The following is a 25,309-nucleotide window of genomic DNA, read 5'->3' as shown; positions in this document are numbered from 1 at the left end:
AAAAGCGCCTCGGAGTCGGCGTTGTGTCGTGGAGTTCTTCCGTCGATTACTAGCAGTGGCCCGAAGGAATGCGGCCGGTCGTCAGAGAGCATAGGGTCGACGGCCGTCGCTCGAGGGTGATCTGAAGGGGCGAACGGGTCGAACGTGTCGCACGGTCGAACACCTCAAAACCGCCGTACGCGTCGTACGCACAGAAACCGCCGATCCACGAAAACAGAGGACGGGGGCCGGTCAGCTCAGAACAGCGGCTCGAGTTCGTCCTCGTCGTCCTCGACGAGGGTCTCGAGGTTCTCCTTGCTCTGGGACTCGATGTCCTCCATGTTGTCCTGGGCCTCGATGGCTACCTGCTGGAGGCGCTTGATTCGCGGGACGTTCGTCACGCCCGAGAGCAAGATCGCCGCCGACACTTCGGGGACGTTCTGGGGGTAGTCCCCGCCGCGGACCTCCATGCTGCCGGTTTCCTCCTCGAGCCACTTCCGCCCGCGCTCGATGCCTTTCCGGTTCAGGTACTCGCTGGGGCCGGAGAGGACGAGCAGGGCGCGCTCGGCGCCCTCGATCTCGCAGGGCAGGGTCAGGCGGCCGAGGGCGGCCTTGCGGACGAGGCTCGTGATGCGGTTGGTCGTGTTGGCCGCGTCGAGGCCGTCGTCGGCGCCGGCGCCACCGCCGGTAAATCGAGAGAGGAGCCCACCACTGGTGTTGAGTTCGACGTCCTCGGAGGCGTACCCGACCGTCGAGACGCCGCCACCCGAGAGGGTGTTGATGATCTCCGAGGAGTCGACGACGCTCTCGGCGACTTCCTGGCCCTCGCCAACCTCGCCGGCACCGAAGAGGATGCCGAAGCGACGGACGATCTCCTCGTTGATCTGATCGTAGCCGCCCTCGACGGACTCGCCGGTCTGTCGCCAGGAGTCGTTGTCGAAGACGAGCAGGTTGTCGACCTCGCGGACGAACGTCTGGAACGAACGGGCGGCGTTCAGCGTGTAGATGCCACCCTCGTCCGTCCCGGGTAGGATGCCCAGACCGTAGACGGGGATCGTGTAGATACGTTTGAGGTGCTTCGCGAGGACGGGCGCGCCGCCCGAACCCGTGCCGCCGCCCATGCCCGAAACGACGAGGAACGCGTCGACCTCGTGAGTCGGGATGGCGTCGACGGCGTTTTGCACCTCGTCGATGTCTTCCTCGGCGATTTCCGCGCCGAGTTCGTTGTCTGCGCCCACGCCGTGGCCCTTTACCCGGGCCTGGCCGATGAGCACGCGATTCTCCTGGGGTATATTCTCGAGTCCGATGAGGTCCGCTTTCGCGGAGTTTACAGCGATCGCCGCACGGACGATTCCGCTGTTGGTCCGGTCGTCGAAATCGAGAAATCGATCGACGACCTTCCCACCGGCCTGTCCGAATCCAATCATCGCCAACTTCATTGTTAGTAGGGGGCTCCGTTGACTCGAAAACAGAGCGATGAGGGATATAAACTTTGTGTTAGTCTGAAAGTCTCACACCCCTGAACGTCGACGGAATCTGGCAGAGGGCGACGGTGTGAGTGCGTCGTGAACGTCGCCGTGAAACCCTCATACTGGTCGATTATTTGAACTGAGAACGGGGTTGCTCCGCGTGCTGGAACCGGGCTCACGCCACCGCCGTATGCCGTTCCCAGCACGTAACAATCAGGCACCTATTATACCGTTTCGGCTGGTCGAGTACTCCCTATGATCAGGACGGATTCACAATTTGAAGCGATACCCAGCGACGCCGAAATCTCCAACGCCGCGACGTATCGTCCCATCCAGGACGTCGCCGCGGATCTCGGCCTCGAGCCGACGGAGATCGAGCGAATCGGGACGCACAAGGCGAAGGTAACCCACGAGGCGATCCAGCGAGCGTCCGCGGGCGAGCAGGACGGGCGACTCGTCCTCGTCACGGCGATGACGCCGACGCGGGCGGGCGAGGGCAAGACCGTGACGACCGTCGGGCTCGGGCAGGCGCTGGGTGAACTCGGCGAGAACGCGGCAGTCGCGATCCGCCAGCCCTCGCTCGGCCCGATTTTCGGTATCAAAGGCGGCGCTGCAGGCGGTGGGTACGCTCAGGTCGTTCCGATGGACGAGATCAACGTTCACTTCACGGGCGACATCCACGCGATCACCGTCGCGCACAACCTCATCGCGGCGATGCTCGACAACCACCTTCACCAGGGAAACGAACCGACCATCGACCCCGATGGGGTCGTCTGGCCGCGAGCGATGGATATGAACGACCGTGCACTCCGGAACGTCGTCGTCGGCCTCGGTGGGTCCGTAAACGGCGTCCCCAGGGAAGCCGAGTTCGTCATCACGGCCGCCTCGGAGCTGATGGCCGTCGTCGGCATGGCGAGCGACATTCCCGACCTCAAACAGCGGGTCGGTCGCGTCATCGTCGCCTCCGACGTCGACGGCGAGTCCGTCACGGTCGACGACCTCGAGGCCACCGGCGCCGTCGCCGCCGTCCTTCGCGACGCCATCAGGCCGAACCTCGTCCAGACCCTCGCCGGGACGCCGGCGTTCGTCCACGGCGGCCCGTTCGCGAACATCGCCCACGGGACGAGCAGCATCCTCGCGGATCGACTCGCGCTCACCCACGCCGAGTACGTCGTCACCGAGGCCGGCTTCGGGGCCGACCTCGGGGCCGAGAAGTTCTTCGACATCGTGTCACGAAACGACCTCGAGCCCGACGCCGTCGTGCTGGTCGCGACGGTTCGCGCCCTGGAACACCACGGGAGCGACGGCCTCGCCGGCGAGACCGACGACTCCCTGGGGGCGCTCCGAGCAGGATTCGAAAATCTTGACCATCATCTGGACGTGCTCGAGCACGTTGGCTTCGAGCCGGTCGTCGCCATCAACCGATTCCCGGACGACACGGCAGCCGAACTCGAGGCCGTGCAGGCACACTGTCGCGAACGCGGCGTCACGGCCGAGGTGTCAGACGTGTACCGGAACGGCGGCGAGGGCGGAATCGAACTCGCCCGCGCCGTCCGCGACGCGGCCGACCGCGGGGCGCCGGACTTCGAGCCGCTGTACGACCTCGAGGCCGCCGTTCGGGAGAAGATCGAGACGATCGCAACCGAGGTATACGGCGCCGACGGCGTCGAATTCACCGCCCAGGCCAGGACGGATCTCGAGCACCTCGCCGAACACGGATTCGACGACCTTCCGGTGTGCATCTCGAAGGTTCCGTCGTCGCTGTCGGACGATCCCACGGCCTTCGGCGTTCCCTCGGGGTGGACGCTTTCGATTCGTCGGCTCTACCCCGCCGCGGGGCCGGGCTTCGTCGTCGCGCTCACCGGCGACGTGATGACGATGCCGGGGCTCCCGGCCGAACCGGCGGCGAAAGCACTCGACGTCCGGCCCGACGGAACGATTACCGGGCTGTGACCACGCTGATGGCCAGTGCCCGTCAGGCGGCTTCCGATTGGTGACTCGAGGGTGACGATTCCGACCCTGACTCCGATCCCGAAAGCCCGAGGTACTCCTCGAGCGTCCGCAGGTCGGCCTCGGTTCGGTCGAACGCCGTCACATCGTTGTTCGTGACGGTATCGTCGAGTTTGAGCGACCGAACCTGGTCCGGTCCGAACGGGACAAACGGTACCGGCCCGACGAGAATGGATCCCAGCTTCGCCAGCGCCATCGGCACCGGAAAGACGGTCACCGAGCGCCCCTCGGCCCTGTAGGCCAGTTTGGTCACTTCTTTCAGCGTGAACACGTCGGGACCGCCGATTTCGTAGCGCTCGCCGACATGGCGGTCGTCCTCGAGCGCGTCCGCTAGCATGGACACCAGGTCGCCAACCCAGATCGGCTGGAAGGGGGTGTTTCCCCCGCCTGGCAGTATTGTGAGGTAGGGGGTCGTCAGTTTCTTCGTGAACTCGACGAACTCGCCACCGTCGCCGAAGACGACGGATGGACAGAAGATGGTCCACTCGAGGTCGGACTCGCGAACGGCGTCTTCGGCCATTCCTTTCGCGCGGAAGAAGGCGACGTCGCTGGTCGGATCCGCTCCCATGTTACTCATCTGGACGAACCGCTGCACACCTCCCTCCTCGGCCGCGTCCAGGAGGTTCTTCGTCCCGCCGAAGTGGACCTCCTCGTGACTGGTTCCGCTCGGCGGCTGATACAGCACCGAGAGCGAGACGAGGTTGACGACGGCGTCGTGGTCGGCGACCGTCTCGACGATCGAATCGTACGCACTCACGTCGCCCACCGCGGTTTCGACGCCCTCCGGGACCGAGTCGGGGTTCGGATCCCGAGCGAGTGCAGTCACGTCGTGGCCGCGGTCTCGCAACTCGCGACACAAATTCGTGCCAATGAAGCCGGTTCCGCCGGCGACCAGTACGTTCATGGTTCGAGAGAGGATGTCGGGCGGCTTATAAGTACGGCCTTACAGCGTACCTCAGCGTACAGCGCGGTCTCGAGCGACGACCTGTCGTCGACACATAATTGTACCCCACGGCAGGATATTCGTGTATGTTGGTCACGCTCGAGGGACTGGACGGCACCGGCAAGACGACGGTCTGGGAGGCTTTACACGACGTCTATCCAGACGCGACGTTCACCCGGGAACCGACGTCGGGCGAGACGGGATCCTGGTACGGGGAAGCCGTCTACCGCTCGATCCAGGACGACGATGCCGACTCCCTCGCGGAACTCTTCCTGTACACCGCCGACCACGCCGACCACCTCTCGCGCGTGATCGAACCCGCCCTCGAGCGTGGCGACCTGGTCATCTCCGACCGGTACTCGGACTCGCGCTACGCCTACCAGGGGGCGACCCTCGAGGGGCAAGTCACCCGACCGATGGAGTACATCGTGGGCATCCACCGGGCGTTCACGATCGACCCGGACCTGACGATCTATCTCGACCTCGATCCGGAGACGGCCGCCGCTCGAGCGGGCGCGACGAACAAGTTCGAACACGCCGCGTACCTCTCGCAGGTACGGGCGAACTACGAGCGCCTGCTCGAGAACGAACCCGACCGGTTCGTCCGGGTCGACGCCAGCCAGCCCCCGGAGGACGTCCTCGAGGCCGTCGAGTCGGTGCTGGCGGACCGCCTCGAAGCGGACGCGCGCTGATCGCGCTGCAGGTTCGACGATTCGACTATTAGACGATTCGACGGGGACGTCACTCAGCGGTGTCCGGCAGGTCGACCTCTTCAGGGTGTGGCATCCAGAACACGTCGATCGTGTACCCCAGCATGATCGGCAGGGCGATGGCCACGACGAACGCCGTCACCGCCGAGCCGAGATTTGGTCCCAGTCCCAGCGGACCGGAGAGGACCAGTAGCGAGACGAATAGCACGACGGGTATCACGAGCGCGACGTAAACCAGGGTTCCCCAGTCGGTTTCGAGTCGAATGCGGAAGAAGCGGGTCGCGACGGCGGCAAACAACGTGTGGGCACCGACGATAACGAGGAGCCCGATCGCGTCGAGGGGCGACACCATACCTCGAGTATCGGCCGGGGGCTCTTTTCCCTGTCGAACCTGAACCTGAACCTATACCTGAACCTATACCTGAACCTGAACTCGCGGCGAACGCGTCGGAACCAGAACCACTTTCACCGCTCCGGGTGACCCACCCGCCATGCACCGAATCATCGGGGAGTACGACCTCGAGGAGACGCCGTTTGGCGAGACGGAGGCGCTCGCGTGTTACCGGGATCTGGTCCGGACGCGACGCTTCGACGAGCGGGCGCTGGCCCTCCAGCGCCGGGGCTGGATGAGTGGCTACCCGCCCTACAAGGGGCAAGAGGCCTCGCAGGTGGGGGCCGCCCACGCCCTCGACGAGGACGACTGGGTCGTCCCGACCTACCGTTCGAACGCGCTCCAGATCGCCCACGGCGTCCCGATGAGCGACATCTTCCTCTTTCGGCGGGGCCACCCCGAGTACACCTCGAACCACGACCTCAACGTATTCCCGCAGGCGGTCCCCATCGCGACTCAGATTCCCCACGCGGCAGGGCTGGGGATGGCCGCGAACTACCGCGCGTCCGACGAGGCCGTCCTCTGTTACTTCGGCGACGGCGCCACGAGCGAGGGCGACTTCCACGAGGGACTCAACTTCGCGGGCGTCTTCGACGCGCCAACGGTTTTCTTCTGTGAGAACAACGACTGGGCGATTTCGCTCCCCCGGGAGAAACAGACCGCGAGCGCCACCATCGCCCAGAAGGCCGAGGCCTACGGCTTCGCCGGCGTCCAGGTCGACGGGAACGACCCGCTGGCCGTCCTGGGCGTCACGAAGCGCGCCCTCGAGCGCGCCCGCGACGGCGAACCGATCCTCGTCGAGAGCCTGACCTACCGCCAGGGCGCCCACACGACCAGCGACGACCCCTCGCGGTATCGCGACGACCGCGAGGACCTCCCCGAGTGGCGAACCGCTGACCCGCTCGAGCGCTACGAAACGTATCTCCGCGAGCAGGGCGTCCTGGACGACGACGTCGTCGAGTCGGTCCGCGAGGACGTCGAGGCCGAAGTCGAGGCGGCCGTCGAGACGGCCGAGGAGGCGCCGGCCCCCGATCCGTCGGACGTGTTCGAATCCGTCTACGACGAGCCGACGCCCCGGCTCGAGGACCAGCGCGCCTGGCTCGAGGGCTTTCTCGCCGACCACGACGTGCAGGAACTCGAGCACTAACGCGCGAGCGAGTTCGAGTCTCGAACGTGCGGTCTTTGTGGTCGCTTCTCGAGAGGCGTTGCTCGGTGAAGACGGGCGTTAGTGTTGATGGTCGGAGTCGTGATCGTCCTGGTGGTCGTCACCGTGATCGTCTTGATGATCGTCTCGGTGATCGTCACCGTGACCGTGATGATGGTCGGATTGGGCATCGTGATCGTGGCTGTCACCTCGGGCGAACTGCCCAGCAAACGCGCGCTGGACGACCTCGGGGAGCGCCGGGTGAACGTGGACCGCACTCCGAACGTCCTGGACCGTCCCCGAACCGGACTTCATCGCGACGACGACCTCCTGGATCAGCGTCGAGGCGTCCGGCCCTACGATGTGACACCCCAGGATCGTTCCCTCGAGATCGATGAGCACCTTCACGAACCCCTCGGCTTTCATCGCCGCGCCGCGGGCGGTGTCCTCGTAGCGGTACGTGTTCGTCGCGTACTCCCGACCGTCGTCCCGGAGGTCGGCCTCGCGAGCGCCGACACCGGCGACTTCGGGGGACGTGAAGACGGCGAACGGCATCGCGTCGTAATCGACCGGCTGGAGTTCGTCCCCGAAGAGGTTGCGGGCGACCGCCTGGGCTTCGTGGTTCGCGCTGTGTTTCAGCAGGAACTCGCCGACGATGTCGCCGAGCGCCCAGACGCCCTCGGCGGCCGTCCGCAGGTACTTGTCGGTCTCGACGAAGCCTCGAGCATCCGTCTCGACGCCCGTCGCCTCGAGGTTCAGAGTGTCCGTGTTCGGTCGGCGACCGGCGGCGACCAACAGCGCGTCGCCGGTGGCGGTCACCGGCTGAGCGTCCTCGAGGAGTCCATCGCCGTACTCGTAGGGCTTCGCCTCGACGGTGATCTGACCGTCGGAGGCCGAGACGGCGGTCGCCTCGTGGCCGGTGTAGACGGTGAACCGGTCGTCGAATCGGTCGGTGAACGCCTCGGCGACCTCGTCGTCGGCCTCGGGGAGGAGCAACGGCCGCCTCCCGACGATCGTCACGTCGCTGCCGAACGTGTCGAAGAAGTGGCCAAGTTCGGCCGCGACGTACCCGCCTCCGACGATCACCAGGTGTTCCGGTGGACGCTCGAGGCGCAGCGCCTCGGTACTGGTCAGGTACTCGACGTCCTGAATGCCCTCGATCGGCGGGATTGTCGGGCGAGTCCCGGCCGCGATGAGGATCGTGTCGGCCCGGAGGCGTTCGCCGTCATCCTCGCCGCCGGAGATCTCGAGCGTTCGGTCGTCGACGAATCGTCCCTCGGCCTCGAACAGGGCGTGATCAGACGAGGAGCGCAGGCCGCGGCGGATCGATTCGGCGTCCGCTTTCACGTCTTCGTTGACCTCGCGGACGATACCGGCGAAGTCGACGTCGTCGACGGTCGCGTCGATCCCGAACTCGTCGGCGGACTCGATCGTCTCGAGGACGTCGGCGTGATAGAGCAACATCTTCGAGGGAATGCAACCACGACTGAGACACGTCCCGCCGAGACGCCCCTTCTCGACCACGGCAACGGACTGTCCCTGGTTGACGGCTGCGTTCGCCACGTCGAGGCCCGAACCCGATCCAACGACGAGAAAGTCAAACTCCTGCATACGGGTTTCACGGGACAAAACAGCATAAATCACCGAGGTCGAACCGATCACCTGGCGACGTCGAGACTACCGATCAGTCCATCGCGATGTACGTCTGCGTGTCCTCGACGCCCTGAATGCCCTGGATCCGGGTCGCCGAAATTTCCTTCACTGCAGCGGGCGTCTTGACGCGCGCTTTCGCGATGATGTCGACGTCGCCCGCGACGATGTGCGCCGATTCGACGCCCTCGATCTCTTCGATGTTGTCCCTGAGTCGATCCGCCTCGCCCGTATTCGCCTTGATCATGATGAACGCGGTGACCATACTAGTTGCCTCCGTCGTGTTCGCCGTCGTTCGCTGCATTCGGGATCCCGTCGACACTTCCGCCATCGGCCGACACCGGCCGATCCGGTGACTCGCCCACGAGAATCTGTCTGACGTCGCTCAACACGTCGAAATCCGCCAGGACGACCAGGCGGTCGCCAGTCTCGAGCGACTCGTCCTCGGTTGGAATCGCGAGCTGGTGGCCCGCCTTACCGAACGCGAGCAGGGTTGCGTTGGCCGGCAGCTGGAGTTCGCTGATCGTGTACCCCCGAACCGGGGCTTCGTCGGTGATCGTCAACTCGACTACCTGGAGATGCTGGGCGATGTCCGCGATGGCCCGAATCGTCCCGCCCAGGAGTGCGTTCTTCGCGCCCATCGCGCCCAGGCGCTCGGGGTAGATCACGTCGTCGACCTCGTCGGCGTACTTGCGGTAGATCTCTTCGCGGTAGTCCTCGTCGATGCGCATGATCGTCCGACAGCCGTGGTGTTTGGCGATCATGCACGCCGCGAAGTTGACGTTCAGGTCGCCCGTCAATGCGCCGAGGGCGTCGGCCCGATGGACGCCCGCTTCCTCGAGGGTCTCCTCGCGAGAGCCGTCGCCCTGGACGACCTCGAAGTCCTGACCGCGCGCACGGCGGACCTTTGCCTCGTCGTACTCGACCAGCGTTACCTCGTGACCCTCCTCGCGCAAGACGCGCGCAGTGCGGAGGCCGACCCGACCGGCGCCGATGATGACGAACCGCATGGAGTGGGCTACGCCGGCGGCCGTGAATAATGTTACCCCGGTTCACGGGCGTGGGTGTGAGTAGGCGCGGTGACGACGAGTCGGAGTGGCCCACGACGGGTCAAAGTTCCACGTCGCCGAACGCGTCGCTCGAGGACGACCAGCAGGACTATGAGCTACGACTCGAGATACCGACGATAGCATGGACGGGGAACCGCCGGCGGAAGCGGGCGACGAGACGGAAGCAGTGGGTGAGGCGGGTGACGCGGACGGCCCAAGCGACGTGAGTGACGCGAAATCGACACCCGTGGACGCATCGAACGCCGAAGCGACCGTCCGGTCGGCGATCAGCGACGAACTGGGCGTCCCCGAAACCTCGCCGGACCCGGAAACGAGTTCGCACGTCCTTCCCGACGAGAAACTCGCCTACCCCGTCTTCGCGTTCGAATCGGGGTCGATGGACGAGGACGGCGGGTTCGACCTCGAGCAAGCCCTCGACCGCGAGTCGATGCGCGCGTGGCTCGAGGACCTCTCGAGCGGACTCGCCAGTCACGACGTGGGCGTCTCGACGCCGACCGACCGTGCCATCTTCGGCGTCGGCGCCGGCGACGTCTCGATGCGCTTCGACCCTGACGACAATCACACCGGCACGCTCGAAGTCACGTTTTCGGTGAAGGCGAAGCTCATGACCTTCTCCGACGACCCCGGCGAGCGCGAGGCGGGGGCTCGCGGCGGCGAGGGATTCATCCCCCTCGAGATGCTCACGAGCGAAAAGCGGCCGGAGCACTTTCGGTGTTACAACTGGATCGACGATCCGATCGACCGGTAAAACGTGTAGAACGAGCGGGCGTTCGCGAGTGGTCCGATTTCAGGCAGAGACGTCGTAGCCAGCGTTCTCGATTGCCTCGACGAGTGCGTCGACGTTGGCGTCACCCTCGACAGTGACGGCGTCCGATTCGTTGTCCGCCGATGCCTCGACGACGCCGTCGACGTCCTCGAGCGCCGATTCGACCGTGTCCTCGCAGCCGCCACAGCTCATGCCAGTTACCGTGATGGTTCGTGCCATGTACTCACTTCGGCCTCCAGGTTTTTGCCAGTTACTGCTTCGACGTCTCGTTGCACTCACCGTGGGACTTTTGATACGAAAGTTTCGACGAATTCTCGAGACGTCATCGTCCGTGACCGGGCAAACACTTTAGTCGTGTCAAGGAGTACCACACGAAAGCAATGGTTCACGCGTTCATCATGGTGAAGACCGCTGCCGGTAAATCCGAAGGACTCCTGGCGGGCATCCGCGACCTCGAGAGCGTTTCGGACGCCCACATCGTCGCCGGTAATTACGACATAATCGCCGAGGTCGACGCCGACGAGGTGTACGGCGTCCTGAAGGCGGCTTCGGGAGATATCCAGAGTCTCGATGGTGTTTCGGATACGAAGACCTACATCGCGATGGACTGAAACGACGATTGCGAGATTGCGTACAGTGCGGAAGATCCGTCGCTCGAGTTCGTAGTAACTACAACTAGAGGGGGCACAGCACGCCTCGAACCAACAACGCAGACACATCCGTTCGACGCGATGCGAGGCGAGTGAGCGTGATCAAAACGGGCTATCGTACTCGTCGTCGTGGCCGCCAGCAGCGCCTTCGGCAGCCCGCTCTCCTGCAGTCTGGGCGTTCTCGAGCAGCGTCGCTGCGGGCCCCTCGTACTCGTACCCCGGGATGATACCCTGTGCGTAGGTTCCCTCGACGTACTCGATCAGGGCCTTGGCGTCGTCGACCCCCTCTCTGGCGTCCCAGGCGACGTACTCGAGGGTGACCGTCACGACGCCGTCCTCGTGGTCGATCTGCGGGGCGTCGTGAGTGTCCGTTTCGGCGACTGTAAACACGTCTGCGAGTCGACGCTCGAGCGTCTCGAACCAGCCGTCTTCGACCACCGGGGCGACGCGGTCGGCGGTTGCCGCGTCGAGCGTCGGCAACCGGACGACAACAGTAACCGAGCCATCTCGCGGCCCCTCGGCGGCGGTCGCGGTCACGCGCGCCTCGAAGACGGTGGTCTCGAGTGCGTACGTCGCGTCGTCGACTGGCGAAAACGACTTGTGCTCCTCGAGTGCGTCGGCAATAGGCGTCGGTAACGTCGTCATACGTGGGTAGAGGGTCGGTACGAAAATGGGTGTTACGCCAATAGCGGGGTGCGGCTTGCGAGGTAAGGGTCGAATGGAATCATCCCATCACTTCAGTTACCATTTCACCGGCATTCGATCGGTTCCGTTCGTTTCGTCGCGAACAACGGTGGGAAACAGCGTTAATGTCGTGCATAACTACACGTGGGTCGACCGTTCGTCGGAAGCATGGCACTCGATAAGTACGCTGCGGAGAAACGACGGTTCGCTCGACTGCTCGGCACCGACGGAGAACTCGGCTCGGGATTACCGATCGGCTCCCTCGACGGACCGAGCGAGTCTAGCGACGACGACGAGCGGTCGGAAGCGTGTTGACGGCGCTTACTCGCGGTTGCGCTCGCCCAGGAACGACTCGAGACCGGTCGCAACTTCTTCGAAGTCCTTGACCGTTAGCCCGTCGGTCGTCGCGAAGACGCCCTCCCGATCGGTCGTCACGCGGATGAGAAAGCCGTTTTCGAACACGCGGATGGTGTACTCGTAGTCGCCCAGTTCTGAGCCCTCGTAGGCAGTCTGGGCGGTCTTGAAGCCGCGCCACTCGTGACCGATGAAGCTCGTGAGGTCGGCGTCGCGCTCGAGATCGCCGCGGAGGTACAGCTGTTCGAAGTCGTCCCGGGTGAAGTACGTCACCGACCGGAGGCTGTCGCCGACGGCGGTTCGACAGGTGGTGACGATCTGATCAGCCCTTTCGTCTGTGAGCAGACCCGTGGCCATATCGGGGAAGGGGACCCCGACCGCTTAAATGGCGCGGGCGGCGGACGACGGGTGCCCGGCCCGAGCCGCAGGCTTTCGCCAGCGAATCGAAACCGCATCGATATCCTCTCCGGGACCCAAAGGCAGATGTACCGTCGGCAGCTATGCTCGGTCGTCAGGATGTCTCGAAGTCCCTCGCTCCCCGACACACCGAGCCGGGAGATCGACCCCGATCTCTCGGACGAAGAACGGCTTGAAGCGCTCCACGACCACTTTATGCAGCTGACAGCGGCCAGCGAACAGCTGTCAGAGCAACTTGACGTCGCCCGCGACAGGCGAACGCGACTCAAAGAACAGGTCGACCGTACCAAACGCGAAAACGAGGTCCTCAAGAGTTCGTCGCTGTACCTCGCGACCGTCGAGGACCATATGGGCGACGAGGTTATCGTCAAGCAACACGGGAACAACCAGGAGGTACTCACCGAGATCGGCCCCGACTTCGCCGAGGAAATCGACTACGGAGACCGCGTCGCCGTCAACGATTCTTTCGGTATCCAGCGGATCCTCTCGGCGGAGACAGACGCTCGCGCACAGACGATGGAGATCACGGAAAAACCCGACGTCAGTTACGACGACATCGGGGGGATCGACGACCAGGTTCGCGAAGTCAGGGAGGCCGTCGAGCAACCGCTCGCTCAGCCCGAGCTCTTCGAGAACGTGGGGATCGAACCGCCAGCCGGTGTCCTGCTCTACGGGCCGCCAGGTACGGGGAAGACGATGCTCGCCAAAGCCGTCGCCACCCAGACCGACGCCACCTTCATCAAGATGGCCGGCTCCGAACTCGTCCGCAAATTCATCGGCGAGGGCTCCCGCCTGGTTCGAGACCTCTTCGAGATGGCCCGCGAGCGCGAACCCGCCGTCATATTCATCGACGAAATCGACGCCATCGCCGCCAAGCGCACCGAGTCGAAGACCTCTGGCGACGCCGAGGTCCAGCGAACGATGATGCAGCTACTGAACGAGATGGACGGGTTCGACGAGCGCGGCGACATCCGCATCATCGCCGCCACGAACCGCTTCGACATGCTCGACGACGCGATCCTCCGTCCAGGACGGTTCGATCGCCTCATCGAGGTTCCAGAACCCGACGGCGAGGGACGACAGCAGATTTTCGAGATTCATACGCGAACCATGAACGTCGACGACGAGGTCGACTTCGAGGCCCTCGCCGAACAGACGGTCGGGTTCACGGGCGCGGAGATCGAATCTGTCACGACCGAAGCCGGGATGTTTGCCATCCGCGACGACCGGACGACCGTCGGGCAGGCGGACTTCGAGGCGGCCCTCGAGAAGATCGAGGCCGGCGAAACGGAAGTCGTCACGTCGGCGAACTACTTCTTCGACTGACACAGGCTCGAGACCGAAGTTGTTTCTACCGCGTTTCGCGTGTTTCGAATCGATCCGAAATCGCAAGTCCTTACGCCGTCGTCCACCTACGTCCGTTTATGAGCACTATTCGGGTCGTCTGGGGAACGGCGGCGGGACCGACGAAGATGGCCGCCTACGACGCCGCGCTCGCGAACGCCGGAATCGAGAACTACAACCTCGTGACCGTTTCGTCCGTGATTCCGGCGACCGCTCGCGTCGAGGCGGTCGGCACCGCCCCCGATCTCGGCCCGGTCGGAAATCGGCTGACCGTCGTCCAGGGACACGCGACGGCCGCCGATAACGAACCGGCGAGCGCCGCCCTCGCGTGGGCCGAATCCGGCGACGGCGAGGGTCCGGGCCTGTTCTACGAGACGACCGGGACTGACCCCGATTCGGTTCGTGAGCGTGCCCTCGACGGTCTCGAGGCCGGCCAGGAATTTCGAGACTGGGCGTTCGACGAGCCGTCTGTCCAGGTCGAAACGACGGAGGATGAATCTGGGGCGTACCAGGCCGCAGTGGTCGTCGCCGCCTACGGCACGAGTGAACCGATCTGCTGACGACGACTGAAAGAGAGCCGAGGCAGCGTGCAGGAGCGATTTGGAGTGACCCGTCGGTGGCTTTCGGAGGTTCCAGTCGGTCTTCGCTTCGGATCCTCGTTCAGTCCGCACTTCGGAGTCGAGCGACGCCTGCTCGAGCCGGCCCCGACGAATTAGGGATAGGAGCATCAGCGTTCGAGACTCTCAACGAGAGCCACCCGGTCGTTTAGTACTCTCGTCGTGGTTTTCGATACCACATGGCGAGCATAGAGCCAGTCCCCGTCACCGTCGTCAGCGGCTACCTCGGCGCGGGAAAGACGACGCTGATCAACCGCGTGCTGTCGAACCCCGGCGGACGTCGAGTGGCGGTGATCGTCAACGACATGGGGGAGGTAAACATCGACGCCGACCTCATCGCGCGAGCCAGCGACGACGAGAACGACGGCATCGTGGACCTCTCGAACGGGTGCATCTGCTGTCGATTGCGGGGGGACCTGCTCGAGGAAGCGACGCGACTAGCGAGACGCCGCGACTTCGACGCCCTGCTGGTCGAAGCCTCGGGAATCAGCGAGCCAATTCCCATCGCCCAGGTGTTTCTCGAGGGAACGGACGCGAGCGACGCTGACCCGAACCTGTTTCGGCTGGACACCATGGTCACCGTTCTGGACACGTACGGCTTCTGGAAGGAGTTCGACGCCGGGGCCCGCCTTCCGGACGGTCTCGAGCCGGATACGGATCGACCGCTGAGCGACGTGCTCGTCGAGGGCATCGAGTTTTGCGACGTCCTGTTGCTCAACAAGGTCGACGCGGTTCCCGAGGATGTCCTCGAGGAAATCGAAGCCGTCGTCGAGACGCTCCAACCGCGAGCGACTCGGCTCCGAACGACCTACTGTGACGTGGACCCGGACCTCGTGCTCGATACCGGACGGTTCGATTTCGAGGCGGCGAGCCGTTCCCAGGGGTGGAAGCGCCACCTGCGTGGGGAGGGAGGTGGGCACGGTCACGGCACCGACCATAGTCACGACGCCGACCACGACCACGGCACTCAACTCGATCACGACGCCGACCACGGTCACAGTGCCAACCACGACGTTGAACCCGGCGTCGCCGAACGGCATGGCGTCTCCTCGTTCGTCTTTCGCTCCGAGACCCCGTTCCATCCGGAGCGGCTCGCGAGCTGGCTTGAGGAGTGGGACGGAGCCATCGTTCGAGCCAAGGGCGTCTGCCACGTCGCGAACCGCGAGGAGGTAATCGGCGTCAGCCAGGCGGGCCCCTCGGTGAAAGCCGGTCCCATCGGCCCGTGGCGACCGACCGACGACCGGACGACGCAACTGGTGTTCATCGGTCGAGAGATGGACGAACCGCGGATTCGCGCGGAACTCGAGACCTGTCTGGTCGACGACGAACGCGAGACGGTCGACGCGACGGCCGATCCGTTTCCGCTGGAGGCACTCGTTACGCGAGCTGGTCGCTGAGTTCCTCCCAGGACTCGTGGAAACCGTGCGTCGACTGATCGGTCACGCCGTCCGAGAACGCGTTCTGGTAGACGTCGTCGTACTCGAGCAATTGCGTCCACCCGTCGTGGAGGGAATAGCTACAGTACTGGCACATGGATCTGGGTACGCCGTTCGGGACCATACCAGTTTCTCCGATCGAGGAATCCGTCCCGCAGGAGAGGACCAACAACACAAAGGCTATGGCGCCACAGCGGACCGCGTTCTGCATGTGCGGAAGGGGCGGATACGTCCAGAGCGCGAACGACACAGTCGAACGGGGATGCGATCACTGCGAGTGGCACGCGGTTGCGGGGTCCTACCCGGAACTGATCAAACGATATCAGGACCACCTCCGCGACGATCACCCGATGGCCTGGGTTCGCAGCTGAGGATCACCTCGGTGACCGGTGCTCGTCCGTCCCGTGGGAGCCACGAGCAAAAAATCGGATTCCGCGCGACCCGTCAGGGCTCGAGTAACACCTTGATCACGCCCTCCTCTCGCTCGTCGAAGCGCTCGTACATCTCGGGGGCTTCCTCGAGGTCGACTCGATGCGAGACGACCCAGCTGGGGTCCGCGCGACCCTCGATGATCATGTCTCGGAGCTGTCGGTTGTACTGCTTGACGTTACACTGGCCGGTGCCAAAGCGCAGGCCCTTTTCGAAGAGCTTCCCGAAGTCGATGCCGAGGCGGCCCTGTGCAGCCATCTCGTTCGGGGCACCGGGATCGGAGGGGACGTACAGCCCTGGTACGCCGATTTCGCCCGTCGGCCTGACGGTCTGGATCAACTGGTTGAGGACGACTGCGGGGTTCTCACGGGCGGGGTCATACGCGTCGTCGGTGACGTCCGTTTCGGGGTCGATCGCCTGGTAGCCGACGGCGTCGACTCCCTTGTCGACCTCGTCCCCGTGCTGGTCGACGATCTGTTCGACCGGGTCGGACTCCTCGAAGTTGATCGGGTGGGCGTCGCAGTGGTCCTCGGCCATCTGGAGTCGACTCTCGACGCGGTCGACGACGTAAATCTCCGAGGCGCCCTGGATCATGGCGCTGTAGGCCGCCATCAGCCCGACCGGACCGGCCCCGAAGATCACGATGGACTCTCCCGGTTTCAGGTTCGCGAGGCGGGTGCCGTGCCACCCCGTCGGGAAGATGTCCGCCAGGAGCGCGAAGGCGTCCTCGTGTTCGTTCCCCTCCGGCAGTTTCAGCGCGTTGAAGTCGGCGAAGGGGACGCGGAGTTTCTCGGCCTGGCCGCCCTTGTATGGTCCCATCGCGACGTAGCCGTACGCACCGCCGGCGAAGCCCGGATTGACGTTGGTGCAGAAGCCGGTGTAGCCGTTCTCGCAGTTCCGACAGAATCCGCAGGCCACGTTGAACGGCAGCACGATTCGGTCGCCCTCCTCGAGCGTCGTGACGGCGTCGCCGACGTCGGTCACGGTGCCCATGTTTTCGTGCCCGAAGACGATTCCTGGATCGGCCGCGGTCCGACCCTCGTACATGTGGAGGTCCGAACCGCAGATGCACGTCGTCGTGATGTCGAGGACGACGTCGTTTTCGTGTTCGATCTGTGGCTCGTCGACCTCCTCGACGGCCACGTCGTGCGGTCCCTGGTATACGACAGCGCTCATTGACATTTGGTACCAAACCTCGAGGAACGGACCACTAACGTCGTTGTAAAGGTTCCCGTGTGCGGCGTCTCCCCGGGCGTGAAATATTTAGCGCCCGTCGGTTCGAACGCTGGGAGGGACCGGCTGTGGAGAGAGTAGCACCGACTGGAACGTTGGCACCCGAGTCGACCGAGCAGCCGTACCGAGAGTGGCCGGCACTACCCAGGAGACTCGAAAAAATGCGCCGTGATCGGTGGTCGAGCCCCTCGAGTCGGGCCTCGCAATCAGTCGTCGGCCGGAGCCGGCGAATCGCCCGCCGAAACGCCGGTACCGGGACCCATGTCGATGCCGAGTTCGTCGAGTTTCTCGTCGGGAACGACGCCGTCGACCCAGCCGCGGTGTTCGTAGTACTCGTCCTTCATCTCCTCGAGTTCGCAGTACTCGCCCTCGCTGGCGCCCTGGCCGCGGATGCCGTCCTCCAGGAAGCGCGCCGGCAGGGAGTCGTCCGCACCGTCGAAGCCGGCGAGGTTGTTGTAGTAGCGCTCTAAGTTGTAGATGCGCTCGCCAGCCTCCAGGAGTTCGTCCTCACTCACGTCGAGGCCGGTCATGCCGTTGTACTGGGAGACGTACTCCTCGATGCCCTCTGCGAATGCATTGAACTTGCAGATGTCGAAGCTGTCGGAGATGGCGTGGAGGTCCTGGAAGGCGGCGGTCAGTTCGCCTTTGCCCTCCCACTCGTACGGATCGACCTTCTCGGGAATGCCGAGAATTTCGGCGGCAGGCGTGTACCCGCGCAGGTGACACGCGCCGCGGTTGGAGGTGGCGTAGCCGATGCCCATCCCCTTCATGCAGCGTGGATCGTAAGCGGCGATGGTCTGGCCTTTGACCGCTAGTGAGTTGTCCTGAGCGTCCTTGCGGTCGGCGACTCGGCGTGGCCCCTCCGCGAGCAGGTCGGCGAGGTCGTCCTCGCGCCGACCGATTCGGTCGATCATGTCGATCATCGTCTCGTAGTCGCCCCACTCGAGGTCGCCCTCCTCGAGTTTGTCCTGCTCGGTCATCTCCATAGCCATCGCCATCATGTTGCCCGTCTCGATGGTGTCGACGCCTACGTCGTTACAGCGCTCGATCATGAGGGCGACGGCGTCGCGGTCGGTGTGTCCCGAGTTCGGGCCGAGTGCGTAGGCCGACTCGTACTCGTATGACTCCGTCCTGACGTTCATCTCCTCGCCCTTGTGCATCGTCTGCACCTCGACTTCCTTCTTGCAGGCGACCGGACAGGAGTGACAGGTCGGTTCGTCGACGAGGATGTTCTCGCGGACGTTCTCCCCGGAGACGCGCTCGGCGTCGATGTCGACGCCTTCGGCCTCGCGCATGCTCTCGGTCGATGTGTACTGGGCGTTCTTCGTCGGGAGGCCGTCCATCTCCTCGCCGATGTTCATCAGGACGTTCGTCCCATACATCGAGAGGCCGCCCTCGTTGGGCGCGGTGACGTCCGACTCCTGGATCGCCTTCATCGCCTGCTGGTGGCCCTCCCTGAACGTCTCCTGATCCGCGGGCTTGGGCATTTTCGTCGTCGATTTGACGACGACCGCCTTGAGGTTCTTCGACCCCATCACGCAGCCGGTGCCGCCACGGCCGGAGGCCCGGTCGTCCTCGTTCATGATGCAGGCGTACTTCACGCCGTTCTCGCCGCCAGGACCGATGGCCATCAGCGAGAGGTTCTTCCCGTAAGCACCCTCTACCTCCTCCTCGAGCTGGTCGCGAGTCGCGTGGACGCCGCTTCCCCAGAGGTGAGAGGCGTCACGGAGTTCGACCTCACCGTCCTCGACGACGGCGTAGACGGGGTCGTCGGCCTTCCCCTCGAACAGCAGGCCATCGAAGCCGGCCCATTTCAGCCGCGCGCCGGACCAGCCGCCGTGGTGGCTGTCGGTGACGGTTCCGGTCAGCGGCGATTTGGTACAGACCGCGATTCGTCCGGACATCGGAACCTGCGAGCCAGTGAGCGGACCGTTCATGAACGCGAGCAGGTTCTCGGGTCCCTCCGGGTCGACGTCCGGTCCGTTTTCGAAGACGTACTTCACGCCGAGGCCGCGGGCCCCAATGTACTTCCTGGCGTCCTCGTCGTCGATCGGCTCGTAGTCGACCGAGCCTGAGGAGAGATCGATGCGAGCAACCCTGTCTTGAAAACCGCCAAGTTCTGTCATGGTAAACTCTGTCCGTTATATTCGTCTCGAAGCCTGTTAGGCGTTCCCACAGGCACGTAACCGAATCCGCTTACATCGCGTAGAACGTCGACAGACTCGTCCCGGTGGCGAGTCCGCACTCTGTCGTTGCTTCTCCGGTCTCCGGTCTCCGGTCTCCGGTATCCGGTATCTGGTCTCCATCCTCCTGTCCCCGATCTCGAGTCTCGATTTCTGAGTACCGACACTCGAGGATCACTACAGTAACAGAGCGACGACAGCGAGGATGATGAAGATCAACACGAATATCCGTGCGATCTCCATACTCACCCCGGCGACGCCGCGGGAACCGACCGCCGCGGCGATAATCGCCAGGACGAAGAAGATGATCGCCCAGTACAGGAATCCGCCGCCACCGATCTGGAGTGGAATCTCGAGCATGTGTGAGCAGCCACCACAAACTGGTATATAAACGCTGGTGACTGTCCAGGACGGTCGTCGATGCTAAGGAGCGACTACGCGATGGACCGCGAGTATAAGCCGATCATTCTTCGGCCAACTCGTCACCGAAGAACGCTCGACAGAGTTTCGCTTCGGCGTTTCTGAGGTGTTCGTGAAACGTCGGCCGGGAGACGTTCATCGAACTGGCGAGTTCTTCGCCAGTGGTCGGACGGGGCCACTCGAAGTATCCGCCGAGGTACGCCCGTTGCAGGGAGGCGAACTGGCGGTCGGTGAGCGCATCCTCGAGTCTGGCGGCAAACTCCTCGCGAGTCTCGCCCCCGCGTTCGTGCTGGCGAAAAGAAATGACGTCCGTTCCGTCGTACCGTGCCTGAACCGACTCGACGACGCCGCGAACGTTCGTCGAGTGCGGGATCTCGAGGGTCACGCGGGCGTGGCTACCTTCAGCGATGATCGACTGGACGAGAATGCCGCGTTCGGAGAGCCAACCCACGAGATCCGCCTCGGCGTTGAGTTCGATCAACGTGCGGTCCGCCCGCTCGACGAGCACCTCGAGGTCGATCCCCTCGAGATCGTCGGTGGCCGCCGCCAGTTCTTCGGTGACAGCGTTCGTGACCGTAAACAGCGATGCCGTGTCGTCGCCCGCCCGGTGAACCGACCGACGGTACTCGAGGCGGCCGCCCGTCTCGGCACTGATCGCGACTGGTGGGAGGTCGTGGTCGGTCATCTCGAGTTCGACGGCGACGACGGCGTCCGTCGCGAGCATACGACTGGTCTCGCGAGCGTTGATTCCGCTGGCGACCGCCCGCGCGAGCGCCGAGAGGATGATCGTCTCGCGGTCGTCGACGCCGCGCGAGGGGTCGCTGCAGACCGTCAACGTCCCGTACTCGACGCCGTTGTAGGAGAGCGGGAACGAAGCGTGGGTCCACCCCTCGACCGTGTCGACGACGACGGACCCCGAAGCGAGGCTAGTCGTCGCGGGGTGATCGGCGTCAATCGGCACATCGCCGGGATCGACGCCGACGCTCGCTCGCACCTCGAGCGTGTCTGTGGCGGGGTTGCGTTCGCCGATCCAGGCACCCTCGTAGGCGGCTTCCTCAGCGATTCGGTTACACACTGCAGTCTCGAGATCGCTCCTGGAGGTCGATCCGGCGACGACGCTGGTCACGTCCTGGATCAGTCCTTCGACGCGCTCGAGGATGTACTCCAGTTCCTCGGTTCGTTCTTCGAGGGCCAACTCGGCTACCTTTCTGGCCGTGACGTCGTTCTGGAAGCCGACGTAGTGGGTGACGGTTCCCGTCTCGTCGCGGACGGGGGCGATCGTCACCTCGTTCCAGAACTCGGTGCCGTCGTCCCGGTAATTCCGGAGTTCGACCGTGGTTGGCCGTTCTTCCTCGATAGCGGCCCGCATTTCCGCGACTGCTTCGGGGCTCGAGTCCGGCCCCTGGAGGAATCGACAGTTTCGTCCGAGAACCGCTTCGCCGTCGTAGCCGGTGAATCGTTCGAAGGCCGGATTGATGTACACCAGCGGATTGTCCTCGCGTGACGGATCGGAGAGCGAGACACCGATCGGTGCCTCGTCGATCGCCCTCGCCTTCACGGCTCGATCGACGTCGTTTGCCCCGTGCCGCCCGTCGGTGTCGTCCATGTCCATTCTAGTTTCGGACCGGTCATAAAACGCCAGTCCCTATCGCGGTGGTTAACATTCTTCGTTCGTGACTGATGCGGACAATTATACGACGTCGAGTTGTATGTTAACACATGTCTATTCAGAGAAGCCGATCGCCGTTCGAACGGCTGCGCCAGCGACTCGACCGAACCTGCGCCCGGTGCCGGGAGTGCGGCTACGACGGCGACGACGCGGGATGGCACGTGACGACGTCCGGACGGTCCGTCCACTACCGGTTCGTCTGTCCCTCCTGTGCTGGCGTCGAGACGAGGGAGGTCAGGATCGAGGCACCGCGGCGGTGAGTTTCGGGCTCCCTGGGCGATCGACGTGTGACGTGTGACGTGCGACGTGTGACGTGCGACGTGTGACGTGTAACGTGCGACGTGCGACGTGTGACGTGTAACGTGTAACGTGGGAAACCGAAGAAACCGATGGCGGCGGCGCCCGCGGCGACACACACTTATAAGTAGAGCGTTTACTGATAGCTCCACATGGTCTCGGAGTACGACTTCTGGCTCCTCGATCTCGACGGAACCCTGGTCGACGTCGAGTGGTCCTACACTCGCAATGTGTTCGACCGCGTCGGCGATCGACTCGGTCGGGAGTTCACCGACCGGGAGGCCGACATCCTCTGGAACGGCCTCACCGGCTCTCGGGACGCCCAGCTCAGGGCCTGGGGTATCGAGCCGTCGGCGTTCTGGGACGCCTTCCACGCCGAGGAGGATCCGCTCGTCCGCGCCGAGCAGACGTACCTCCACGAGGACGCCGCGTTCGTCGGCGACCTGGAGACGCCGGTCGGCCTCGTCACCCACTGCCAGCAGTTTTTAGCCGACCCCGTCCTCGACCACGTCGGGATTCGCGACTGGTTCGACGACGTGCTGTGCTGTACCCCGGAGACGGGCTGGAAGCCCGACCCAACCCCCGTCGAGCGGGTGATGACGAATCTGGGCGTCGCGGAGAACGGACACCGGGGCGTCCTCGCCGGCGACGGCGCTGGCGACGTCGGCGCCGCCTGGAACGCGGGTCTCGACGCGATCCACGTCGAACGAGTGGGCCACGACAGGCGCGGACGCTGCGTGCTCGGCGACTACCGCGTCCACTCGTTCGAAGAACTGTTCTAGTCGGTCGTTTGCTCGTTCACTGGCTGTACCTCCGCGTCGACCAGCGTCCCGTACGCGCGCCGCAGTCGTTCCGAGAGCGCCTGGTGGGAGATGCCGAGGTCGCTCGCGAGTTCCTCCATCGAAATCTGGCGCGGAATCTTGAAGTACCCCTTCTCGAACGCGGCCGTCAACGCCTCGTGTTGCTCCGGCGTGAGCCGCGTATTCCCCGTCGACACCGTCGTGACGTCGGTGACGCGGATCAAATCGACTACGATGCCCTGGCTCTCGAGCGTCTCGTGGGTGTCGACGAGGTGTTCGCGCGTCCGAAACCGCATCTTGAACTGCCACCAGGAATCGACGCCGCTCGCCTCGAGCAACGAGCCGCCAGAAGAGAGCAACTCGTCGTAGAGGTACTGCCCGCGCTCGGAGTCGACGTCGTAGAGGAGCCGATCTTCGGCGCTCGCGACCAGTTCGAATCGCTCGATCGTGTCGTCGGCCGCAAAGGCGTTCTCGATCGCCTCGCAGGTCGTCCCCGAGACCCAGATCGACGGGAGCGTCTTCGACACCGAGGACTCGAGCTCGAGCCTGGCCTGTGGCGCTCGCTCGAACGTCGTTTCCATGGCCGTATCCGAGGCCGGAATCCGAAACTCGGCAATCGTCGACATCACGCACCCTACACCGCTCGGGCGTAAAACTGCTACTTCGAAGATCCTGACTACCGGGGCCCTGAGACTGTCTCCGTGCGTTATTCGAGTTTCTCACGAAGAGCCGACTCGAGTTCCCGAACGCCCGGTTTGTCGACGCGGTCGGCCGCCGTCCAGACCTGGACGGGTTGCTCGCCGCAGGAAACGAATCCGAGGCTCAATCGTTCAGCCGTCTCCTGGAGTCCGAGCGCGACGTCCGCTTCCCCGGCGATGACCCGCCGAGCAGGGCTCTCGTGGGCACGCAGCCCCATGTCGAAGCCGTCGATTGCCGCGGTGAGGTCGTGGCGGTCCCGGTCGCGTTCGTCCGCGAGTTCCGTGAGGGCGACGCCCAGGCTCGTCCGCAATCCCGAATCGGTCGTCCGGTTGACGAACCGCAGGTCGCGGTCGACGAGCGACTCGAGCCCTTCGACCTCCACCGGATTCCCCGCTGGCACGATCAGCCCCCACTCCCGCTTCCAGGAGCCGAGTTCGGTGCCCTCGGGTTCGCGATCCGGCTCGATCGGCCCGGCGACCACGGCCACGTCAGGCGTTCCCGTCCGAAGCCGCCGCAGTGCGGGGCGCGACCCGATCGGGAGGTACCGGGGTCGCTCGAGGCGATCGAGCACCCGGTTGAGGGTCGGATCGTCCTCGCCGACGCCGAACAGCGTCGGGAGCCGGCGATCGGGCGAGAATAGCCGGACCTCGAGTGTTGCGCCGACCTCGAGGTAGTCCGTGTCGGCGTCGATCTCGACGACGCCGTCGGCCTCGACGAGGCTGGTCGTCGCCCCGCTCCCCTTGTCGACGGGGTAGACCAGGTACTCGCCGTCCCCGTCAGTCGTGACGCCGACCGGAAGCAAGCGATGACGACCCTGCTCGGATCGCTCCTCTCGAGCCAGGCGGCCGGTCAGCGTCGCCGTCTCGGGTTCGGGAACACCGGCCGCCTCGCGGATGGCGGGCGCGACGAACGTCCGGAAGACCATCATCGCCGAGACGGGGTAGCCGGGGAGGCCGACGTAGGCGGACTGTCCCGCCGAATCCGACCGCTCGAGGCGCCCGATCAGCATCGGCTTCCCGGGTTTGACACTCACGCCGTGCAACAGCAACTCGCCTTGTTCCTCGATTACCCGGTAGATCACGTCGACCGCGCTCGCGCTCGTCGATCCGGACGAGAGCACGAGATCGCACTCTTCGGCCGCGTCCCGAAGCACGCGCTCCATCTCCGCCGGATCGTCACCCGCGTGCGGGTAGAGCACCGCCTCGCCGCCTGCCTCCTCGACGCCCGCCGCGACCGTGTAGCTGTTGACGTCGTAGATCTGCCCGCGGGCACTCTCGAGGTCGCCGCCCGGGCGGACGAGTTCGTCGCCGGTCGAGACGATTCCTACGCGGGGACGGGAACGAACGGGGACCTCGTCGACGCCCAGCGCCGAGAGTAGCCCGATCTCCCGCGGCGTCAGCTGCGTCCCCGGCCCCAGCGCGCGCTCGCCGGCGGCGACGTCGGCCCCGGCGAACATGACGTTGTCTCCTGGAGCGACGCTCGTGCGGACCAGGACCGTCCCATCCTCGACGTCCGTCCGCTCGACGGGAACCATCGCGTCGGCTCCCGGCGGCATCACCGCTCCGGTCGAGATTTCGACCGCTTTGCCGTCCCCGCCCTCGACTTCTGGTTCCTGGCCGGCGTGGACCTCCCCCACGAGCTCGAGGCGGGCCGGGTCGGCCTCGTCTGCGCCGAACGTGTCGCTCGCGCGGAGGGCGTAGCCGTCCAGGCTCGAGCGATCGAACCCGGGGACGTCCAGTTCGGCGTCGACGCGCGTCACCAGCACTCGGCCACGCGCCTCCGACAGGGGGACGCGATCGATGCCACCCTCGAGCGACAGCGACCGAATCGCCTCGTGGGCCTCCTCGGGCGTCGCGAGATCCCGAAATTCCTTGCGGTCCATGGGTGTTCTTGGAAGCGATGCGGTAAAAACCTCGAGTGTCCACCCGCGCGCTCGGCTCACTGC

27 protein-coding genes and 1 pseudogene are annotated in these 25,309 nt (G+C 64.7%); 12 read left to right on the top strand and 16 right to left on the bottom strand.

What is annotated here, in order from left to right:
- Window positions 1-236 precede the first annotated feature (236 nt).
- Window positions 237-1,418 (bottom strand): tubulin/FtsZ family protein, encoded by a 1,182-nt coding sequence (locus tag NGM15_RS07095; RefSeq protein ID WP_253437123.1) that lies wholly within the window; start codon window positions 1,416-1,418, stop codon window positions 237-239.
- Window positions 1,419-1,703: 285 nt separating this feature from the next.
- Between NGM15_RS07095 and NGM15_RS07090 the strand changes: the two genes are divergently transcribed.
- The gene (locus NGM15_RS07090) at window positions 1,704-3,401 is read left to right on the top strand and encodes a formate--tetrahydrofolate ligase (protein ID WP_253437120.1); all 1,698 of its coding nucleotides are present in this window, start codon (window positions 1,704-1,706) and stop codon (window positions 3,399-3,401) included.
- Window positions 3,402-3,423: 22 nt separating this feature from the next.
- Here NGM15_RS07090 and NGM15_RS07085 read toward each other — a convergent pair whose 3' ends face one another.
- Complete coding sequence (locus NGM15_RS07085) at window positions 3,424-4,362, bottom strand: complex I NDUFA9 subunit family protein (protein ID WP_253437117.1); 939 nt, start codon at window positions 4,360-4,362, stop codon at window positions 3,424-3,426.
- Window positions 4,363-4,487: 125 nt separating this feature from the next.
- Here NGM15_RS07085 and tmk point away from each other — a divergent pair, with 125 nt between their 5' ends.
- Window positions 4,488-5,093, top strand: a complete 606-nt coding sequence (gene tmk, locus NGM15_RS07080; RefSeq protein ID WP_253437115.1) for a dTMP kinase — start codon at window positions 4,488-4,490, stop codon at window positions 5,091-5,093.
- Between the two features lie 49 nt (window positions 5,094-5,142).
- Here tmk and NGM15_RS07075 read toward each other — a convergent pair whose 3' ends face one another.
- Entirely contained in the window at window positions 5,143-5,463 is a 321-nt protein-coding gene (locus NGM15_RS07075; protein ID WP_253437112.1) for a DUF7991 family protein, read from the bottom strand.
- A gap of 139 nt (window positions 5,464-5,602) precedes the next feature.
- Between NGM15_RS07075 and pdhA the strand changes: the two genes are divergently transcribed.
- Window positions 5,603-6,649, top strand: coding sequence for a pyruvate dehydrogenase (acetyl-transferring) E1 component subunit alpha (gene pdhA, locus NGM15_RS07070; RefSeq protein WP_253437110.1), 1,047 nt, complete (start codon window positions 5,603-5,605; stop codon window positions 6,647-6,649).
- A gap of 78 nt (window positions 6,650-6,727) precedes the next feature.
- On the opposite strand, the gene NGM15_RS07065 is transcribed toward pdhA, so the two are convergent.
- The 3 genes from NGM15_RS07065 to NGM15_RS07055 all read right to left on the bottom strand — a co-directional run bounded on the left by NGM15_RS07065 (window position 6,728) and on the right by NGM15_RS07055 (window position 9,306).
- Window positions 6,728-8,257: a dihydrolipoyl dehydrogenase gene (locus tag NGM15_RS07065; protein ID WP_253437107.1), complete on the bottom strand. Its 1,530-nt coding sequence runs from the start codon at window positions 8,255-8,257 to the stop codon at window positions 6,728-6,730.
- Window positions 8,258-8,330: 73 nt separating this feature from the next.
- Window positions 8,331-8,561, bottom strand: a complete 231-nt coding sequence (locus NGM15_RS07060; protein ID WP_253437104.1) for an Lrp/AsnC family transcriptional regulator — start codon at window positions 8,559-8,561, stop codon at window positions 8,331-8,333.
- 1 nt (window position 8,562) lies between these two features.
- The gene (locus NGM15_RS07055) at window positions 8,563-9,306 is read right to left on the bottom strand and encodes a potassium channel family protein (protein WP_253437101.1); all 744 of its coding nucleotides are present in this window, start codon (window positions 9,304-9,306) and stop codon (window positions 8,563-8,565) included.
- Window positions 9,307-9,487: 181 nt separating this feature from the next.
- Here NGM15_RS07055 and NGM15_RS07050 point away from each other — a divergent pair, with 181 nt between their 5' ends.
- Window positions 9,488-10,114 carry a hypothetical protein gene (locus NGM15_RS07050; RefSeq protein ID WP_253437098.1) on the top strand — a complete coding sequence of 209 codons (627 nt, stop codon included), beginning with the start codon at window positions 9,488-9,490 and terminating at the stop codon, window positions 10,112-10,114.
- A 39-nt stretch (window positions 10,115-10,153) separates the two neighbouring features.
- Here NGM15_RS07050 and NGM15_RS07045 read toward each other — a convergent pair whose 3' ends face one another.
- On the bottom strand, window positions 10,154-10,351 hold the full coding sequence (locus NGM15_RS07045; protein WP_253437096.1) for a heavy-metal-associated domain-containing protein: 198 nt from the start codon (window positions 10,349-10,351) through the stop codon (window positions 10,154-10,156).
- A 161-nt stretch (window positions 10,352-10,512) separates the two neighbouring features.
- Between NGM15_RS07045 and NGM15_RS07040 the strand changes: the two genes are divergently transcribed.
- Window positions 10,513-10,743, top strand: coding sequence for an Lrp/AsnC ligand binding domain-containing protein (locus NGM15_RS07040; protein ID WP_253437094.1), 231 nt, complete (start codon window positions 10,513-10,515; stop codon window positions 10,741-10,743).
- 141 nt (window positions 10,744-10,884) lie between these two features.
- Here the strand turns inward: NGM15_RS07040 and NGM15_RS07035 are convergent, their stop codons facing one another.
- Window positions 10,885-11,427, bottom strand: a complete 543-nt coding sequence (locus NGM15_RS07035) for a DUF5813 family protein (protein ID WP_253437091.1) — start codon at window positions 11,425-11,427, stop codon at window positions 10,885-10,887.
- A gap of 207 nt (window positions 11,428-11,634) precedes the next feature.
- On the opposite strand from NGM15_RS07035, the gene NGM15_RS07030 reads away from it, so the two are divergent.
- Window positions 11,635-11,781: a hypothetical protein gene (locus NGM15_RS07030; RefSeq protein ID WP_253437088.1), complete on the top strand. Its 147-nt coding sequence runs from the start codon at window positions 11,635-11,637 to the stop codon at window positions 11,779-11,781.
- A 6-nt stretch (window positions 11,782-11,787) separates the two neighbouring features.
- Here the strand turns inward: NGM15_RS07030 and NGM15_RS07025 are convergent, their stop codons facing one another.
- Entirely contained in the window at window positions 11,788-12,177 is a 390-nt protein-coding gene (locus NGM15_RS07025; protein WP_253437085.1) for a DUF7522 family protein, read from the bottom strand.
- A gap of 159 nt (window positions 12,178-12,336) precedes the next feature.
- Between NGM15_RS07025 and pan2 the strand changes: the two genes are divergently transcribed.
- From pan2 to NGM15_RS07010, 3 genes are all read left to right on the top strand, one after another.
- The gene (gene pan2 / locus NGM15_RS07020) at window positions 12,337-13,563 is read left to right on the top strand and encodes a proteasome-activating nucleotidase Pan2 (RefSeq protein WP_253437082.1); all 1,227 of its coding nucleotides are present in this window, start codon (window positions 12,337-12,339) and stop codon (window positions 13,561-13,563) included.
- 98 nt (window positions 13,564-13,661) lie between these two features.
- Window positions 13,662-14,141: a pyruvoyl-dependent arginine decarboxylase gene (locus NGM15_RS07015; RefSeq protein WP_253437079.1), complete on the top strand. Its 480-nt coding sequence runs from the start codon at window positions 13,662-13,664 to the stop codon at window positions 14,139-14,141.
- Between the two features lie 236 nt (window positions 14,142-14,377).
- Window positions 14,378-15,595: a CobW family GTP-binding protein gene (locus NGM15_RS07010; protein ID WP_253437077.1), complete on the top strand. Its 1,218-nt coding sequence runs from the start codon at window positions 14,378-14,380 to the stop codon at window positions 15,593-15,595.
- Here the strand turns inward: NGM15_RS07010 and NGM15_RS07005 are convergent.
- Window positions 15,576-15,731 carry a hypothetical protein gene (locus NGM15_RS07005; protein ID WP_253437074.1) on the bottom strand — a complete coding sequence of 52 codons (156 nt, stop codon included), beginning with the start codon at window positions 15,729-15,731 and terminating at the stop codon, window positions 15,576-15,578. The genes NGM15_RS07010 and NGM15_RS07005 overlap by 20 nt on opposite strands.
- A gap of 112 nt (window positions 15,732-15,843) precedes the next feature.
- On the opposite strand from NGM15_RS07005, the gene NGM15_RS07000 reads away from it, so the two are divergent.
- Complete coding sequence (locus tag NGM15_RS07000; RefSeq protein ID WP_253437071.1) at window positions 15,844-16,005, top strand: DUF1059 domain-containing protein; 162 nt, start codon at window positions 15,844-15,846, stop codon at window positions 16,003-16,005.
- 73 nt (window positions 16,006-16,078) lie between these two features.
- On the opposite strand, the gene NGM15_RS06995 is transcribed toward NGM15_RS07000, so the two are convergent.
- The 4 genes and pseudogenes from NGM15_RS06995 to NGM15_RS06980 form a co-directional block, all read right to left on the bottom strand.
- The gene (locus NGM15_RS06995; RefSeq protein WP_253437068.1) at window positions 16,079-17,239 is read right to left on the bottom strand and encodes a glutathione-independent formaldehyde dehydrogenase; all 1,161 of its coding nucleotides are present in this window, start codon (window positions 17,237-17,239) and stop codon (window positions 16,079-16,081) included.
- 263 nt (window positions 17,240-17,502) lie between these two features.
- Window positions 17,503-19,422, bottom strand: coding sequence for an aldehyde ferredoxin oxidoreductase family protein (locus NGM15_RS06990; protein ID WP_253437066.1), 1,920 nt, complete (start codon window positions 19,420-19,422; stop codon window positions 17,503-17,505).
- Window positions 19,423-19,656: 234 nt separating this feature from the next.
- Window positions 19,657-19,839, bottom strand: a complete 183-nt coding sequence (locus NGM15_RS06985; protein WP_253437063.1) for a DUF1328 domain-containing protein — start codon at window positions 19,837-19,839, stop codon at window positions 19,657-19,659.
- A 103-nt stretch (window positions 19,840-19,942) separates the two neighbouring features.
- Window positions 19,943-21,532: pseudogene (locus NGM15_RS06980) on the bottom strand (bacterio-opsin activator domain-containing protein); the annotation flags it as partial.
- An 86-nt stretch (window positions 21,533-21,618) separates the two neighbouring features.
- Between NGM15_RS06980 and NGM15_RS06975 the strand changes: the two are divergent.
- Together NGM15_RS06975 and NGM15_RS06970 are read left to right on the top strand one after the other, a co-directional pair.
- Window positions 21,619-21,828, top strand: coding sequence for an HVO_0649 family zinc finger protein (locus NGM15_RS06975; RefSeq protein WP_253437059.1), 210 nt, complete (start codon window positions 21,619-21,621; stop codon window positions 21,826-21,828).
- A 189-nt stretch (window positions 21,829-22,017) separates the two neighbouring features.
- The gene (locus NGM15_RS06970; protein WP_253437056.1) at window positions 22,018-22,647 is read left to right on the top strand and encodes an HAD family hydrolase; all 630 of its coding nucleotides are present in this window, start codon (window positions 22,018-22,020) and stop codon (window positions 22,645-22,647) included.
- Here the strand turns inward: NGM15_RS06970 and NGM15_RS06965 are convergent.
- On the bottom strand, window positions 22,644-23,291 hold the full coding sequence (locus NGM15_RS06965) for a helix-turn-helix domain-containing protein (RefSeq protein WP_253437054.1): 648 nt from the start codon (window positions 23,289-23,291) through the stop codon (window positions 22,644-22,646). The two genes, NGM15_RS06970 and NGM15_RS06965, sit on opposite strands and share 4 nt — an antisense overlap.
- 80 nt (window positions 23,292-23,371) lie before the next feature.
- Window positions 23,372-25,246: a molybdopterin biosynthesis protein gene (locus NGM15_RS06960; RefSeq protein ID WP_253437051.1), complete on the bottom strand. Its 1,875-nt coding sequence runs from the start codon at window positions 25,244-25,246 to the stop codon at window positions 23,372-23,374.
- Between the last annotated feature and the right edge of the window lie 63 nt (window positions 25,247-25,309).

The organism is Natronosalvus halobius, from assembly GCF_024138145.1.
Lineage (GTDB): Archaea > Halobacteriota > Halobacteria > Halobacteriales > Natrialbaceae > Natronosalvus > Natronosalvus halobius.
Note: the sequence above shows the minus strand (reverse complement) of the source record. Positions and strands in the feature narration are given on the sequence as shown.